Source organism: Microcoleus sp. Pol17C6, from assembly GCF_036701145.1.
Classification (GTDB): Bacteria; Cyanobacteriota; Cyanobacteriia; order Cyanobacteriales; family Microcoleaceae; genus Microcoleus.
Genome location: NZ_JAUBQH010000007.1, coordinates 156,931 through 172,881 on the forward strand (window position 1 = coordinate 156,931; position 15,951 = coordinate 172,881).

A 15,951-nucleotide genomic window follows, 5' to 3' on the forward strand; every position below is an offset into this window, starting at 1 on the left:
CCTGGTTTTATAAGTTTATATCTTAACCTGGGATCTGTTGTTGGCTATTGGCCATTTTGCTTAAATTATGACTGTTTTGACAAAGTTATCGTAAGGTGCGCAATGCGCACCCTACCATTATGATAGGCTTATTGGATAAATCTTTGATAGATAGGGAAACCGCAGATAAACGCAGATAATTTCAAGATAGTTTACGACTTTTGCAATATTGTCTAATTTACTATCATGATGATTTACCCCGATTTTTTTTGTCGCATAAGGTGCGCATTGCGCACCCTAGCATGATGATTTACCGTGAATTTTTTAACCTTTTACGATCGCCCCAAAGTCAGCCAACACCCGCGCATGATTCCGCAGCAAACCCAGTAAATTTAACCGATTTTGCTTAATTTCTGGGTCAGAATCCATCACCAAAACGCTTTCTGGCCCGTCGAAAAAGTTGCTGACAGTCGGAGCAATTTCAGTCAAACTATCTACTAACTGCTGGTAATTCCGAGTTTGTTTGGATAGCAGCGTTTGCGGCACTAACTGCACGACTGCATCGTAAAAAGCTTGTTCAGACGACTTTTGAAATAACTCCGGTTTCACCGCCGCTTTCGGTTCCAATTCTACTTTATCCAAATCACCTTGAGCCGCCAAACGAGTTGAACGGTTGACTGTTTCGTAAATTAGATCCAAAGTCTGGTTATTGCGGATTTGTTGTAGGAAAAGCGCTCTTTCCCGTGCGTCCAACAAATCTCTCAATGCTCGTTCAGTATATTCTGGGTCGTTTTCTCCCAAAACGGCATTTACCAAATCGTAATCTACATTTTTTTCTTCTTGCAACAAAGTCCGAATTCTTTGCAAGAAAAACTCGTATAACTGCGATAGCAACTCTGCCGGCGTTTCCGGGCGCGCTGCGGTAAATTCGGCAACAGCTTCTGCAAGCAACTGGTGCAAATTGATTGGCAACTGAGCCGCCCAAATAATGTTAATTATTGCATTAGCGGCGCGGCGCAAAGCGAAGGGATCGGATGAACCAGTCGGCAACATTCCCAAGCCGAAGATGCTGACTAAAGTATCTAATTTGTCCGCTATTCCGACAACTTGACCAGTCAGAGTTTGGGGCAAATTGTCGCCCGCACCTTTGGGCAAATAATGTTCAAAAATTGCTGTGGCTACTTCTTCCGATTCGCCACTTGCTAAGGCGTATTTCTGCCCCATGATTCCTTGCATTTCAGGAAGTTCGTAAACCATTTGGGTTACGAGATCTGCTTTACAAAGTAAGGCTGCTCTTGCTATATAAGCTTGTTGTTCGCCTGTTATTTGTAGTTGAGTGGCGATGAGGCTGGCAATTTTGCACAGACGATCGACTTTTGCGCGTACTGTCCCTAAATCTTCCTGGAAAGTAACTGTTGCCAACTTGGGCAAATAATCCTCTAGAGGCTTTATCAAGTCTGCTTTGTAGAAAAACTGACCGTCTGCCAATCTCGCCCGCACTACTCGCTCGTTACCAGCAGCAATAATCGCCGCTTTAGCCGGGTCGCCGTTGGAAATTGTAATAAAATAGGGCAGTAGTTCGGGAAAATCCGGGCTTTTGAGAATCGGAAAATATCGCTGGTTTGTGACAATAATTGTGGTGATTACTTCCGGCGGCAATATCAAAAATTCGTCGTCAAATTTCCCGACAACTGCGTTCGGCCATTCTACTAAGTCTGTGACTTCTTCTAACAAATCTTCCGTAATGTCGGCGTAACCGCTTTGTTTTGTTGCTGCGGCTTCTACTTGTGCTTTAATTTGATTTTTGCGCTGGGATCGATCGACCTCCACGCAAGCAGCCCGCAGACATTCGACATAATCCTCGGCTTGCGGAATCGAGACAGGCTGCGGATGTAACACCCGGTGTCCTTGGGAAATTCGATCGCTCTTGACCGTATCCGAACCGCTCACCAATGTAATTGGCAGTACAGTATCATCCAACAGTGCCACTAGCGATCGAATTGGGCGCGGAAACTTCAAATCTCCGTCGGCCCACCGCATAAATCTTTTGCCTTCTAACTTATTAATCCACTGCGGCACAAGTTCTGTCAAAATATCCGCTGTCATCCGCCCCGGAATCTTTTTGAGCACAAACACAAAATCGCCTTTATCGGTAGCGCGAACTTCCAAAGCATCAATTTCGACGCCCTGCTTTTTCGCAAAACCTTCGGCTGCTTTCGTCGGTTTGCCATCTTTAAAAGCCGAACTCGCCGGCGGCCCTTTTACCTCTTCTTCTCTATCTAATTGCTGAACTGGCAGTCCTTTCACGAGAACGGCCAAACGCCTCGGAGTAGCGTATACATTAATAGAGTCATTTGTCAAGGATTCTTCTGCCAGCGTTGCAGGTACAAGTCGCTGCCACTGCTGGGCGCTGCCTGAGACAAAAGATGCGGGCAATTCTTCTGTACCGAGTTCTAATAAAAAGTTAGGCATATCGCACCGTAATGGAATTTTGTTTAGGGTAATTTAAGGTAATTTATCCGATCGCGCGATCGTATATCTGAAAAATACTCAAAAATCCAGGATACCACGTAAAATCGGGGGTGAAAGACAATATTCTCGACAGCCCATGACCTTGGCGGAAAGACTAGGACAAGATTGGAAGTCTCGACTCGAACAAGATTGCCCGCAGGAGAGTTCTAGCACTCGCGAGAGTGTTGTCCGCTGGCTGTTGGGAGACAAGCCCGAAAGATTTGACACTCTTAGCCCAACTCAATTGTCTGTCGCCTCTGGGGCGATCGACTTTTTATATCGAATTTTGATTTCTCGGTATCTGGGAGTACCGCCAGAAAAAGCTTACCGCAACTTGATCGGGCGGCTCGGCGGTTTGGTTGTGCTCCGGCAAAAAATCCAAGCGTGGGTTTCCCTGAGTCGCGACAGACAGCGGAGTGCGGTGGAGGTACTGCAAGAAGTGATTCAGGAAATGCTCAATTCCGATCGCTACCTGCAGCAGCAAGTCGCCTGGATTGCCGAATGCACCCCAGACAGACGCCTGCGAAATGCTTTGCTGCTAGCGAGCACAGAAGAATACTGCTTGCGGCCGATCCGCAACCAGCCGCTGCTGGTGTACCGTTTTGTCAACTACTTGCGGCGTGCCCAGCGGGGCGGGTTGACGCAAGTGCCTGCAGGAGACTGGGTGCGGCTGGTGTCGGAACAGGTTCTACCCGACGATACAGACGAACCGCTCAGCCTGCTAGACGAACAGGCAATGTCCGAGTATCGAGAAAATCAAGCTTGGGAAGAGCAGCAAACTCAGCGGCAGATTGTCCAACAAGAATTTGAGAATTACTTGGCCGCTGAAGTCGATCCGCTGGCTTCCCGGTGGCTGCGGCTTTACCTGCAAGGCCGTTCCCAAGAGGCAATTGCCGAGGAGTTGAAGGTTCCGATCAAGCAAATTTACCGCTTGCGAGAAAAAGTTAGTTACCACGCGATTCGGGTTTTTGCGGTCAAACAAGCACCGGAATTAGTCGCCAACTGGCTGGAAACTTCGCTCCAAGAACACAGTTTGGGCTTGACTCCCGCTCAGTGGCAGCAATATTTACATGACCTCACACCGGTGCAGCGGCAGTTGCTAGAATCGTTGAAAGCAGGGAAAAGTGTAGAGACGATCGCATCTGAATTAAAGCTGAAAACCAATCAAGTCATCGGCGAGTGGAGCAAACTCTATTTAGCAGCTCAATCGCTCCGCAACGAGTAGATTGGTAATGGGTGGCGGGCAATTGCTAATTGTTAATTGGCGGTAGAATTTTTCAGAATCCGCGCTACAAATCAATTACCCAACAGCCACAGACTGCTGCGAGTTTCCCTGTGGAAAACCGGGCGATGCCGCTTGTATCAAATCAGGTTAGATCGATCGGGATTTTGTAGCCCTGCGGTGACGATCGCGCTCCGAGACGATCGCAGTCAGCTCTCTGAGGTAAGATACTAGCAGCACGATCGACTTTTCAGGATTTTTTAACCAATCCTAAATTCAGCGGTTGCCCGTAAATCATCGGTTGTGGTGCATCTCTAATACTTGTGCATTAAAGACATAATTCTATTGTTGCCAGCCACGGGCATCAATCTCGGGCGATCGATGATAGTGGGTCTAGACTGCGCTAGTCATCATCTAGTTCTCAATCTTTTGGTAGAGTTTGAGGCTGCAATACAGAAGGGAGAAAATTCTGGGACTAAGGATTTTTCTTTAATAAAAGCTTCCGGTTGTTAGACCAATTCCTCCGTCAGGGAAGTTGCAGCGTTTAATTTTATCGCATCAGGTTGGTGCGTCGCGCTCGATCGCGCTTCCAACTACAAAGCAGCTAATGGTACATACATCTTCAACAGACTCGGCAGCTACAATGGACTCCGATCGAATATTTCACCTAATCGATACAGTTGTCCCCTTTGAAGCTTGCCTTTACTATCAAGTTTTGCCTTTATCTCTAGAAGGTAATCTGTTTAAATTGGGCGTAGTCGATGCCCAAGATGACTCCGCCTTGGACTACGTGCAGCGGATTTTAGCTTACATGAATTGCTCAGTCACAACAGAGCCAATTGCCTCGGAAACTCAGCGCTCGATGCTCTCAGCTTACTTGCTGCACGGGAACCAACTCCGAGAACCGAGCCAGACAGAAACCGCTGCAGCCCCAACACCCAAAAAACCCGCACCAGCAACTTCAGGCCCCAATGCAGCAACACTGCTGTCTTTGCCAGAACCGTCGATGGCCGCTCCTGAGCGGTTTAAACCTGCTGGCGCTGAGGTTCCCCCGACACCGACACAGCTATCGGTTTTGAATGTCGAGGCTTTGCACTTGTCAAGCCAAGTGGAAGTTTTGGCAACTTTGCCCGCGCCCCAACTGCTGCAAGAATTGCTCGGTAGAGTGCTGCGAGAGGGAATCGGCCGCCTGTTTTTTGAGCGCCACCAGTCCCAAGGTCGCATTCTTTGGAGTCAAGATGGCGTTTTGAAATCGATGCTCGAAGGTATCGATATCGTCCTTTTCCAAGAGGTCATCGACGAGTTGAAGCGGCTTACAGATATGCCTGTTTGCCCGGTGGAACAGCCCAAACAAGTCGAAGTTGAGCGCATATATCAAAACACTCATTTGCTGTTGCGCTTGCGGGTAATGACGGTGGGCGGCAAGGAAGAAGCCACCCTGCAAGTTTTGCGGGGGGCAGCTTTGAGGTTTTACCAGCAGCAGCAGTTGTCTACTTTGAGTCGGGACGCACTGCGGCTGGCCGAAGAATTGCAGCGGAAAGTGAATCAAATTCGCGATCGAACTCGGCTTTCTCCTGTGCCTTTAGAGGGGTTGCCCGCTTTGGAACAGGTGATTAGAAATGTTGACGACCAAATTGAAGCTTTGCTGCACGAACACAATCCCGATCAGTCCTAATCAGCTATAGATCACTGTTTTGATTTTTTTTTAACTCACATCAAGTCCGGTCAAATAATAATAATTACCTTTGTAGTGAGGACTCAAGTCCAAGCGAGTTTTATGATAACTCAAGTCTTCATTACAAACCAATTTGATTGCAATTGTGCGAGGTGACACAATATTATACAATTTCAAAAAAAGAATGCAACTGTCTGCCCGTGTTCTAAACCCTGGTAGTCATCAGTCATTCCCAATCTAAAATCTAAAATCTAAAATCTAAAATGGTATTAGCCGTGCTCGAAAATATTGTTGTACTGCAATAAATCCAAACTCACAAAAACGGGCAAACACTGAAAACATTGCTGTGCAATTTCCCAGCGTTCTTCTCGCTGCAACATAGCAGTCAACTTTTGTTTAGCGCTCAGCAAATAGCGGACATCGTTAGCAGCATAATTTAGTTGATCGTCCGAAAGATTAGTCGCATTTCCCCAGTCGGAACTTTGAGATGTTTTATTTAATTCTACCTTTTCGAGTTCTAGAATTAATTCTTTCAATCCGTGTTTGTTGGTATAAGTTCTAGCAAGTTTACTAGCTAGCTTTGTGCAGAAAACTGGTGCAATGTCAATACTTAAATTGTAACGCATTGTTGCCATATCAAAGCGCGCAAAATGAAATACTTTCTCAATATTTTCGGCTTCCATTAACTTCTTTAAATTCGGTGCTGCTGTCTGGCCTTTGGCAATCCGCACCACTGCAACTTTACCTTCGGGATTGCACAACTGAACCAAACACAAGCGATCGCGCCAGGGTAGCAAACCCATTGTTTCCGTATCAACGGCGATCGCCGGCGCAGTCAAATAATAAGATAAGAGAGAATCGGGAATATCACCATCGCACACTTGAAAATCTGCAAATTCCATTATTAGTAATTTTTGACTGTTGACTGTTGACTGTTAACTGTTGACTGCCTTCTTCCCTCTTCCCTCTTCCTGACATCCGTTACATCCGTTACATCCGTCGAGCGAATCCGTTGCCGAACTTCCTTCTTCCTTCACCTTACCGACTGCGAACAAAAAGCTGAGTAAAATAATACTCGCCTTTAGCATTTTTGGCAACCCCAATACCGGTCACATTAAACTGACCCTCCATATTTTTGCGGTGGCCATCACTTTTAATCCAACCCTCAACAGCATTGCGTACCGGGTCGCTGTAGCCAAAATTGTAAGCAAGATTTTCAGCTACACTTTTATAAGGAATAGTAATTGCTTTCGCCCGCCCCTCAAATCCATCGTGGCTGAAACTTACTTTACCCTTAGCCATATCTTCGCTGTGAATTCTGGCTATCTGAGTGATTCGCGGATCGATAGTCAGCGGTGGCAACTTTTTAGATGCTCGGTATTGATTGATCTGTTGGTTAACCGCTTTTTCTAAGTCAGTAATAGCACTCGAAGCAACATTAGTATTCATGGGAGTTTGTGGCAGCGATCGCGTAGGAATGGAGGTGTCACACTTAGGCAGGATTGTCAACAATCCCAAGCACATCAAAATCAAACCTTTGGACATGAAATCAAACGAGAAATAAAGTTAATTGTTACTATTAGTGTCAACTTAATGCCAAAAGTAGTATGAGTATACCGTCTGAGGATAAGCCTCTATATCCCCCTCGCATCCCCCTTAATAAGGGGGACGAAAGATCGCTTCCAGTTCCCCCCTTATTAAGGGGGGCTAGGGGGTATCTAGACTTCGATACAAACGAGAGATACAAAGGATTTTAGTCTTAAGTTGACACCAATTAATTGTTACCAATTCCTACAGAGCGATCGCCCCACATTCCGCTAACCTAGATATTCAGAACCTTCGCTACAGTGTTCACGTCTTTATCGCCGCGTCCCGAACAGTTCAGCACAATGCGCGGATTGCCTGTTAGCTGCGGGCACAGAGTCTCTAAATATGCGATCGCATGAGAAGTTTCCAAAGCCGGAATAATCCCCTCCAACTGCGAAAGCCGCTGAAATGCTCCCAGCGCTTCTGCATCAGTTACGCTATAATATTCAGCCCTGCCCGCATCCTTCAAATAACTATGTTCCGGCCCCACACCCGGATAATCCAAACCCGCACTAATCGAATGCGGCTCTATCACTTGACCTTCATTATCTTGCAGCAAATAACTCATCGCCCCGTGCAGAACTCCCACACTTCCCTTAGTCAAAGTAGCAGCGTGCTTATCCGTATCCACACCTTCGCCCGCCGCTTCAATACCAATCAATCTGACAGTTTCTTCCCCTACAAACTCGTGGAAAAGACCCATTGCATTAGAACCGCCGCCGACGCAAGCTAATAAAATATCCGGCAAACCGCCCCACTTTTCTTGACACTGAGCGCGCGTTTCTTCACCGATTACCGCATGGAAATCGCGTACCATCATCGGGTAAGGATGCGGGCCCGCTACGGAACCGAGAATGTAATGAGTTGTTTCGACATTTGTCACCCAGTCGCGAATCGCTTCGGAAGTCGCATCTTTCAGCGTTCCCGTACCCGCCGCCACCGGCCGCACTTCGGCTCCCATCAAGCGCATTCTAAACACATTTAAAGCCTGTCTTTCCATGTCATGAACGCCCATGTAGACAACGCATTCTATACCGAAACGAGCGCAAACTGTAGCAGTAGCAACGCCATGTTGACCGGCACCAGTTTCAGCAATTACCCGCTTTTTGCCCATACGTTTTGCCAGCAATGCTTGAGCTAAAGCATTGTTGATTTTGTGAGCACCGGTGTGGTTTAAATCTTCGCGTTTGAGGTAAATTTGCGGGCCAGTTCCGTCTGCTTTAGCGTAGTGTTCGGTGAGGCGTTCCGCGAAATACAAAGGGCTGGGGCGGCCGACATAATCTTTGAGCAATTGTTGGAGTTGCTGTTGAAATTCCGGTTCGCTGCGGTATTTGTGGAAAGCGGCTTCTAGTTCAAATAAAGCGGGCATCAGGGTTTCGGGGACGTATTTGCCGCCGAATTTGCCGAATCTGCCGAGAGAGTCTGGGCGTTGGGCGCTGGTTTCGGTGGTGAGATGCAGGGGGGTGACTGTCATTTGATTTTAGATTTTAGATTTTAGATTTTTTAGATTCGCGGGTAAGCTAGAGGCTTGGTATCGATCGTACCAAATCGGTTGTGGACTTGAGGCGATCGCACAAATTTCATTATAATTCCTTGAACGCTTGACGGGCTAATACAATAAGTAGAAGATAGAGCGCATTCCGAGCGATCGCAACCATACCCCAATCCGCTAAAACTAGAAATAGCAGTAAAAAAGTTCAAGCATCTTAACCTATGGCAGCATCAAAACGCAAAGATTCTGACAGCAAAACAACCGAGGGCAAACGAATAGTTTACTCCGAATTTGGCAACGTTGACAACTCGGCAGCCCTCCAACGGGGAGTTGCCGAAGTTCCCCCCAATCAACAAAACCTCAAAATCGAAGCATCCCGAAAAGGACGAGGCGGCAAAACAGTTACAGTCATCAGCGGCTTTCAGGAAAAACCCGAAACATTAGCAACTTTAGCCAAGCAGCTAAAAGCCCAATGCGGTACTGGCGGCACAGTCAAAGATAATGAAATCGAAATTCAAGGCGAACACAAGCAAAAGCTGCTAGAAATTATTACAAAGTTAGGCTACAAAGCTAAAATTAGTGGAGGGTAAATTAGTTAATAGCCATCAGTGTATGGGCGGGACGAGTTTATGATATACTTAGTTTAAAACATAGATGGTTGGTAAAACCCGCCCCTACTTCGCGCCAATTCTACCATCGCGAATCAACCAGAAATGATATTACCAATTACCGCCAATTTTTAATGTACACTCGACCTTTAGCTCGTTTAATCGAACAATTGCAGCGCTTGCCAGGAGTCGGCCCAAAAACAGCCCAGCGGCTCGCTTTACATATTTTGAAGCGACCGGAAGAAGAAGTGCAAGCCCTAGCTAAATCTTTGATTGATGCCAAACAGCAAGTAGGTTTCTGTCAAGTATGCTTTCACTTATCTGCTGACCCTGTTTGCGAAATTTGCCGCAATACCAACCGCGACACTCATACCATTTGTGTAGTGTCAGAATCCCGCGACGTAATCGCTTTAGAAAAAACGCGGGAATATATGGGTAAATATCACGTTGTTGGCGGCGTTATCTCACCGATGGATGGAATTGGCCCGGAACAATTGAACATTCAACCGTTAGTCCGGCGCGTCAGCCAGCAAAAGGTTAAGGAAGTAATTATTGCTATTAGTCCCAGCGTGGAAGGCGAAACTACTACTCTTTATATCGGTCACTTATTAAAACCTTTTACCCTAGTGACGCGCATAGCTTTTGGTTTGCCGATGGGGGGAGATTTGGAATATGCCGATGAAGTTACATTGGCTCGCGCTTTGGAAGGAAGGAGAGAGTTGGATTAGTTGAAAACGGGTGATGGCTGATTTAAAAATAAGAGAAACGAACGGCGAAGACGCCAAAGGCACGTTCGGCGAAGCCGTTCCCGTTCCCCGCAGGGGTTCCCGAAGGGTAGGGTAGGAAGAGAAGAGAGGATGAAGAGTTTACAATTGATGCGATGAGAGCTATATTCTAAGCTTCTGCGATTGCTTCGCTGAGGCTCGCAATGACACAATTGTAAGATATGAAACCCGCCGATGCGGTTTTTTTCGGTGTAGCGACAGGTTGAAACTTGTCGGGTATTTGGTATTTGGTATTTTGTCTTGAGTTTCGTTGTTCCCTGTCGTCACTGCCGCGAAAGGGTAAACTGGAAAAAGTTACCGAGAGTAGTAAAAAATCATGACCCAATTCGATCGACCTTTAAGCTACCCCACAACTCGCAAAATCGACCAAACAGACGACTACCACGGCGTCAAAGTATCCGACCCCTACAGGTGGCTGGAAAATCCCGACTCTGAGGAAACCCAAGCTTGGGTAGAAGCGCAAAACGCAGTCACTTTTGCCTATCTCAACGAAATTCCGGCGCGGGAAAAAATCAAACAGCGCCTGACTCAACTTTGGGATTACGAGAAATACGGCATACCTTTCAAAGAAGGATCTCGCTATTTCTACTACAAGAATGACGGCCTGCAAAATCAATCGGTACTCTACACCTTAACATCCCTCGACGGTGAACCCAAAGTCTTAATTGACCCCAACACTCTCTCAGAAGATGGAACCGTTGCTCTGGGTGGAATAGCTATCAGCGAAGACGGCAAATACATGGCCTACGGTTTGTCAAGTTCCGGTTCGGACTGGCAGGAATGGAAAGTCCGTGACGTGGCAACCGGCGAAGATTTATCAGATCATTTAAAGTGGATTAAATTCTCAGGAGCATCCTGGACTCACGACGGCAAAGGTTTTTTTTATAGTCGCTACGACGAACCCAATGAAAAAAGCAAGCACGAAGACGTTAACTATTACCAAAAACTGTTTTACCACCAAATCGGCACGCCCCAATCTGAAGACGTATTAATCTACGAGCGACCAGACCAAAAAGAGTGGGGATTTAGCGGTGGCGTCACCGAAGATGGCAAATACTTGATTATCTCAGTTTGGCAAGGAACTGAAACCAAAAACTTGATTTTCTACAAGGATTTAACTGCACCGGAATCAACCGTTGTAGAACTGATTAGCGAATTCGAGGCTGAGTACAGTTTCATCGACAATGAGGGATCTCTTTTCTGGTTTCAAACAGACTTGAATGCACCGCTGGGCCGCGTAATTGCGATCGACACCAACAACCCACCTCCCTCATCCCTCGCTTGTGACGAAACCCCGTCGCCCAGGGAGGGGGGGTTTACAGAAATTATCCCCGAAGCAGCAGAAACTCTCGAAGGCATTGGTCTCCTGAACAATCAATTTGTCGCTTCCTACTTGAAAGACGCCTACACCCAGATTAAAATTTTCAACTTAGATGGCTCTTTCGTGCGAGAAGTTGCCTTGCCCGGAATCGGTTCGGCGGGAGGATTCAGCGGCAAGCGGCACGACACCGAAACTTTTTATGCTTACACCAGTTTCACTGCACCTAACACCATCTATCAGTACAACATGGTGACAGATGAAAGTACGATTTATAGGCAGCCAAAGGTCGATTTTAATCCCGATGATTACGAGACGAAACAAGTATTTTATCCCAGCAAAGACGGTACGCAAGTACCCATGTTTATTACGCACAAAAAAGGCTTGCAGTTGGATGGCAATAACCCCACCTACCTTTACGGATACGGTGGTTTTGGCATCTCGCTAACTCCGAGTTTTTCTGTTAGCAGGATAGTGTGGTTAGAGATGGGCGGAGTTTATGCGATCGCCTGTTTGCGGGGAGGCGGCGAGTACGGCGAATCATGGCACGAAGCAGGCAAAAAGTTGAACAAGCAAAACGTGTTTGATGACTTTATAGCTGGCGCTGAATGGTTGATCGAAAACAAGTATACCAAACCGGCCAAATTGGCGATCGCAGGCGGTAGCAACGGCGGTTTATTAGTAGGGGCTTGCATGACTCAGCGGCCGGAATTGTTCGGTGCAGCACTGCCTGCAGTCGGCGTTTTGGATATGTTGCGCTTTCACAAGTTTACCATTGGTTGGGCCTGGACTTCTGAATACGGTTCGCCGGAAAATCCCGAAGAATTTTCCACAATTCACGGCTATTCTCCGTTGCACAACCTCAAACCGGGCACGGCTTATCCGGCGACAATGATTACAACTGCCGATCACGACGATCGAGTAGTTCCGGCCCACAGTTTCAAGTTTGCTTCTGCTTTGCAAGAAAGCCACGCGGGAGAAAAACCCGTGTTAATTCGCATTGAAACCAAAGCGGGACACGGTGCTGGCAAACCCACTGCGAAAGTCATTGAAGAATTGGCAGATGAATGGGCTTTTTTAGTGCGGGAACTGGATATTAACTAACGTTTAAAAAGCGCGGAATTGGGGGTGGCTGAGTCCGAGAAAGTGCGATCGCGCCACCCTCAATTTTTCCGCCTCTCCCCTAGGGTACGCACGCAGCACATAGCATATCACCCTAGTATTTGAAAGAATTTTTTGGGCAAATCTCGCGTTCAATTCTCAAATCCTGCGATCGGTTCACTACCTTTGGCTGTGAACACCCGAAAATTTAAATCATAGATTAGTGCAACTTGTCAACTCCTAGCTGGTGTTAACTTGCCTGACGCGATGTTAATTTTTGTATATTTTAGTGGTATTTATGATGATTTTTTGATAGAGCTTAAATATAAGTGAATTTGGCGGCGATGTCAATCGCCAACAGTAGTAAATCGAATCGCAAATTAAAAATTTTCCAATTCTCGGAAACCACTTTTTTAAGTGGGCTTACGGTGAAGATTCAACAAAAAATCCTACTTACAACCGTACTGAGAAGCTTCGTGTTACCGGAATTACTGCCTTTTTTCAGCAATGCGTAAGTAATTGGCGATCGCAATCTCCAAGTTCTGGCATAGCCCATTCTCACATAAAAAGACTTGGCTGGCGCAGTCAAAGCCCGAAAACGTTTGCATAGAAGTTGCGGTGATTTGTCGCCCTAGCCACCGGCGATCGCCCCCAGCAGTCCTCGTCCAATTCTTTCCTAAAATCTCAACCCACAAACTACGTAATTATTATTCTATTTATAGAAACAATTCATTAAAAATTTATATTTTGGTGTTTATGGAATTTTCTCAAGCTGGGTAGGTTAAAACTAATAAGTAAATCAGGGAATAAAAAAAATGATCTCCTATCTGCCGAATTTTACACCCGTAAAAATACCTAAATTTACGAATATTGCCGCTAAGAACAACTTTTTTTTTGAGAAAGCAAGCTCTACAGCAGAACCGGACGCGAAAAAATCTCTAGTGATTTTTGACTCCCGAGTAGAAAACTACCAGCAATTGATCGGTGGTATTAAAGCAGGAACGGAAGTATTTGTACTCAATCCTACTAGGGAGGCGATCGAGCAAATCACCGAAATTTTGGATCAGCGCAACAGCATCACCAGCCTGCACATAGTTTCTCACGGCCGAGAAGCAGCAGTAGAAATCGGCTCAACAGAACTTAATATTGATAATCTAGAAACCTACAGCAGCCAACTGCAGCAGTGGGGAAAAGCCCTTAGCGAGCAAGGCAACATTCTGCTTTACGGCTGTAACATAGCCGCCGGCGAATCCGGCATTCAATTCATACAAAAACTCAGTGAAATAACAGGAGCAAATATTGCCGCTTCTAATAATTTAACAGGGAGTGCAGCACTAGGTGGCAACTGGGAATTAGAAATTACTACAGGACAAATAAATACCGAAATAGCCTTTGAAAAAGAAGTCCTAGAAGGCTACACATCAGTTCTGGCTACATTAGCGGCTGAAGAATTTAAAAATTCAACAGTAATCGGGCCTTGGATATATGGAATTTTTGGCGCATCCGCTCCACCAGGCTTAACGGCAGGTAGTACACAAAACCTCAGTGGCGTTATTCCCGCTTTAGGGACTGGCGATCCACGCGGAAGCGGTACTTTGAGATTAACATCAAATAATTTTGACGAAGCAGCTTTTGTTATCTACAACAACCCCATCTCCGCCACTGAGGGTCTGAGAGTTACCTTTGATTTCTTTGCCTATAACAGAGGTACTGTCGTCGATCAGCAGAATAACCTCCTTGGTGCGGATGGCATTAGTTTTTTCCTCATTGACGGAACAGCTACGCCCACACAAGCGGGAGGCTTTGGCGGCTCTCTCGGCTATGCTCAGAATAATAGGGGTGGAATCGTACCGGGTATTGTAGGAGGTTATTTAGGTGTCGGATTAGACGAGTTTGGCAATTATTCTGCTAGTCAATCAGGAGCGGGAGGGCGTGTAAATACAAATCCGGCTGCGCCGGGAGGGTTTCTAGCTGATGCAGTAGGACTTAGAGGCAGCCAAAGCACATCTTATAATTTCTTAACTAGCACTGTAGTTCCCGGTGGGATAGACAATAAAGATACAAGCATTCGCACTGAGGCTAAAAGAAGCGTCCAAGTTACCTTATTCCCGACGACTTCAGCAACACCTAACCGTCTGACAGTTGCCTTCGACTTGAACAGCAACGGCACATTTGATGCGGGCGAAACACTGCTCGACATACCAAATTTGGCAACTATAAACGGAGCAGTGCCACCTACTTTTAAATTTGGCTTTGCTGCTTCGACAGGGGGAAACACAAACATTCACGAAGTTAACAATGTCATCGTCCAAAGTATAGATGAGCCTGCACTCAAAGCCGACGTTTCCATTGTTAAAAAAGGCCCGCTTTATGCCATACCCAATAGCACCATTACCTATACGATTACCTCCACAAATAACGGGCCAAACAACGCCGAAAGCGTCCTGATTCAAGATCCGCTCCCAGAGGGCTTAACTTTCGTCAGCACTGACAACAACGGTAGTTTCAATCCCACAACGAGGACGGTCATCTGGCCGGCGATTCCGACTCTGGCTAACGGTGCTAGCGAAACCCGCACCATAACCGCAAGAGTTCCGGCAACAGTCGGCGCTTCCTTAACTAACAGTGCCTATAGCAGCTCCAGCACTTTCGACCCAGATCTAGCTAACAATAATAGTTCCCAACCCATCTCTCAAGTCTCAACTACAATTGTTGCTGCTCTTGCCGATGTTGTTACCACCAAAACCGGGACTACTACCGAAACTGTGGGTAGGACAGTCAGTTACACAATTTCCACAGTCAACAACGGCCCTAGCACAGCCGAAAACGTCATAATTACTGATAGCATTGTTCCCAATTTAACAATAGTTAGTCTATCCAGCGGTACTTACGATCCAATTACTGGCATTGTCACCTTCTCATCTGTTCCCAGCTTAGCCAGCGGTGCTCCTGCTGCGATTACCAACACAGTTAGTTTCATCGCACCCCCAGATGCCAGCGTCACCAACACCGCCAGAAGTACGTCACCTACCCCAGATCCTTTTCCTGAAAACAACAACGGCACTGATCCGCTGGCTAAAGTCACCACAACCCTGACACCTAGTGCCGATGTTGTTACCACCAAAACCGGGACTACTACCGAAACTGTGGGTAGGACAGTCAGTTACACAATTTCCACAGTCAACAACGGCCCTAGCACAGCCGAAAACGTCATAATTACTGATAGCATTGTTCCCAATTTAACAATAGTTAGTCTATCCAGCGGTACTTACGATCCAATTACTGGCATTGTCACCTTCTCATCTGTTCCCAGCTTAGCCAGCGGTGCTCCTGCTGCGATTACCAATACAGTTAGTTTCATCGCACCCCCAGATGCCAGCGTCAGCAACACCGCCAGAAGTACCTCACCTACCTATGACCCGACTTCAACCAACAATGACGGTAGTGCTCCGGGCGCTAAAGTCACAACCACTCTGACACCAGCACCAACTCCGACTCCCAACCAACCGCCAGTTGCCAACCCTGCCACCTCCAGCCTCGGGCCCAACAGCAGCCAGTTAGTCACGGGATTGGGAGGCAGCGACCCCGACTTCGACGGGTCGATCGCCTCTTATACCATCAACACCCTGCCTCCAGCGGCCCAAGGAATCCTGTTTTTAGGAGATCCAGCCAA

12 protein-coding genes are annotated in these 15,951 nt (G+C 46.7%); 7 read left to right on the forward strand and 5 right to left on the reverse strand.

Going from position 1 to position 15,951, the window contains the following annotated elements; all coding sequences use genetic code 11:
- Window positions 1-303: 303 nt before the first annotated feature.
- Entirely contained in the window at window positions 304-2,451 is a 2,148-nt protein-coding gene (gene glyS / locus QUA25_RS06200) for a glycine--tRNA ligase subunit beta (protein WP_333036382.1), read from the reverse strand.
- A 136-nt stretch (window positions 2,452-2,587) separates the two neighbouring features.
- Between glyS and QUA25_RS06205 the strand changes: the two genes are divergently transcribed.
- The 3 genes from QUA25_RS06205 to QUA25_RS06215 all read left to right on the forward strand — a co-directional run bounded on the left by QUA25_RS06205 (window position 2,588) and on the right by QUA25_RS06215 (window position 5,387).
- Entirely contained in the window at window positions 2,588-3,715 is a 1,128-nt protein-coding gene (locus QUA25_RS06205) for a HetZ-related protein 2 (RefSeq protein WP_333036383.1), read from the forward strand.
- Between the two features lie 36 nt (window positions 3,716-3,751).
- Window positions 3,752-3,946, forward strand: coding sequence for a hypothetical protein (locus QUA25_RS06210; RefSeq protein WP_333036385.1), 195 nt, complete (start codon window positions 3,752-3,754; stop codon window positions 3,944-3,946).
- A 373-nt stretch (window positions 3,947-4,319) separates the two neighbouring features.
- A complete protein-coding gene (locus tag QUA25_RS06215; protein ID WP_333036387.1) occupies window positions 4,320-5,387 on the forward strand; it encodes a hypothetical protein in 1,068 nt (355 codons plus the stop codon).
- Between the two features lie 269 nt (window positions 5,388-5,656).
- Here QUA25_RS06215 and QUA25_RS06220 read toward each other — a convergent pair whose 3' ends face one another.
- The 4 genes from QUA25_RS06220 to QUA25_RS06235 all read right to left on the reverse strand — a co-directional run bounded on the left by QUA25_RS06220 (window position 5,657) and on the right by QUA25_RS06235 (window position 8,675).
- Complete coding sequence (locus QUA25_RS06220; RefSeq protein ID WP_333036388.1) at window positions 5,657-6,289, reverse strand: ribonuclease D; 633 nt, start codon at window positions 6,287-6,289, stop codon at window positions 5,657-5,659.
- Between the two features lie 136 nt (window positions 6,290-6,425).
- Complete coding sequence (locus QUA25_RS06225) at window positions 6,426-6,932, reverse strand: CAP domain-containing protein (protein ID WP_333036389.1); 507 nt, start codon at window positions 6,930-6,932, stop codon at window positions 6,426-6,428.
- 277 nt (window positions 6,933-7,209) lie between these two features.
- Window positions 7,210-8,448, reverse strand: coding sequence for a tryptophan synthase subunit beta (gene trpB / locus QUA25_RS06230; RefSeq protein WP_333036390.1), 1,239 nt, complete (start codon window positions 8,446-8,448; stop codon window positions 7,210-7,212).
- A gap of 29 nt (window positions 8,449-8,477) precedes the next feature.
- Entirely contained in the window at window positions 8,478-8,675 is a 198-nt protein-coding gene (locus QUA25_RS06235) for a hypothetical protein (RefSeq protein ID WP_333036392.1), read from the reverse strand.
- Between the two features lie 12 nt (window positions 8,676-8,687).
- On the opposite strand from QUA25_RS06235, the gene QUA25_RS06240 reads away from it, so the two are divergent.
- The 4 genes from QUA25_RS06240 to QUA25_RS06255 form a co-directional block, all read left to right on the forward strand.
- Window positions 8,688-9,056, forward strand: a complete 369-nt coding sequence (locus QUA25_RS06240) for a translation initiation factor (RefSeq protein WP_190737631.1) — start codon at window positions 8,688-8,690, stop codon at window positions 9,054-9,056.
- A 152-nt stretch (window positions 9,057-9,208) separates the two neighbouring features.
- Window positions 9,209-9,802 carry a recombination mediator RecR gene (recR, locus tag QUA25_RS06245; RefSeq protein ID WP_333036394.1) on the forward strand — a complete coding sequence of 198 codons (594 nt, stop codon included), beginning with the start codon at window positions 9,209-9,211 and terminating at the stop codon, window positions 9,800-9,802.
- 373 nt (window positions 9,803-10,175) lie between these two features.
- Complete coding sequence (locus QUA25_RS06250) at window positions 10,176-12,281, forward strand: prolyl oligopeptidase family serine peptidase (protein ID WP_333036396.1); 2,106 nt, start codon at window positions 10,176-10,178, stop codon at window positions 12,279-12,281.
- An 812-nt stretch (window positions 12,282-13,093) separates the two neighbouring features.
- A partial coding sequence (locus QUA25_RS06255; RefSeq protein ID WP_333036398.1) for a DUF4347 domain-containing protein occupies window positions 13,094-15,951 on the forward strand: 2,858 nt, incomplete at its 3' end.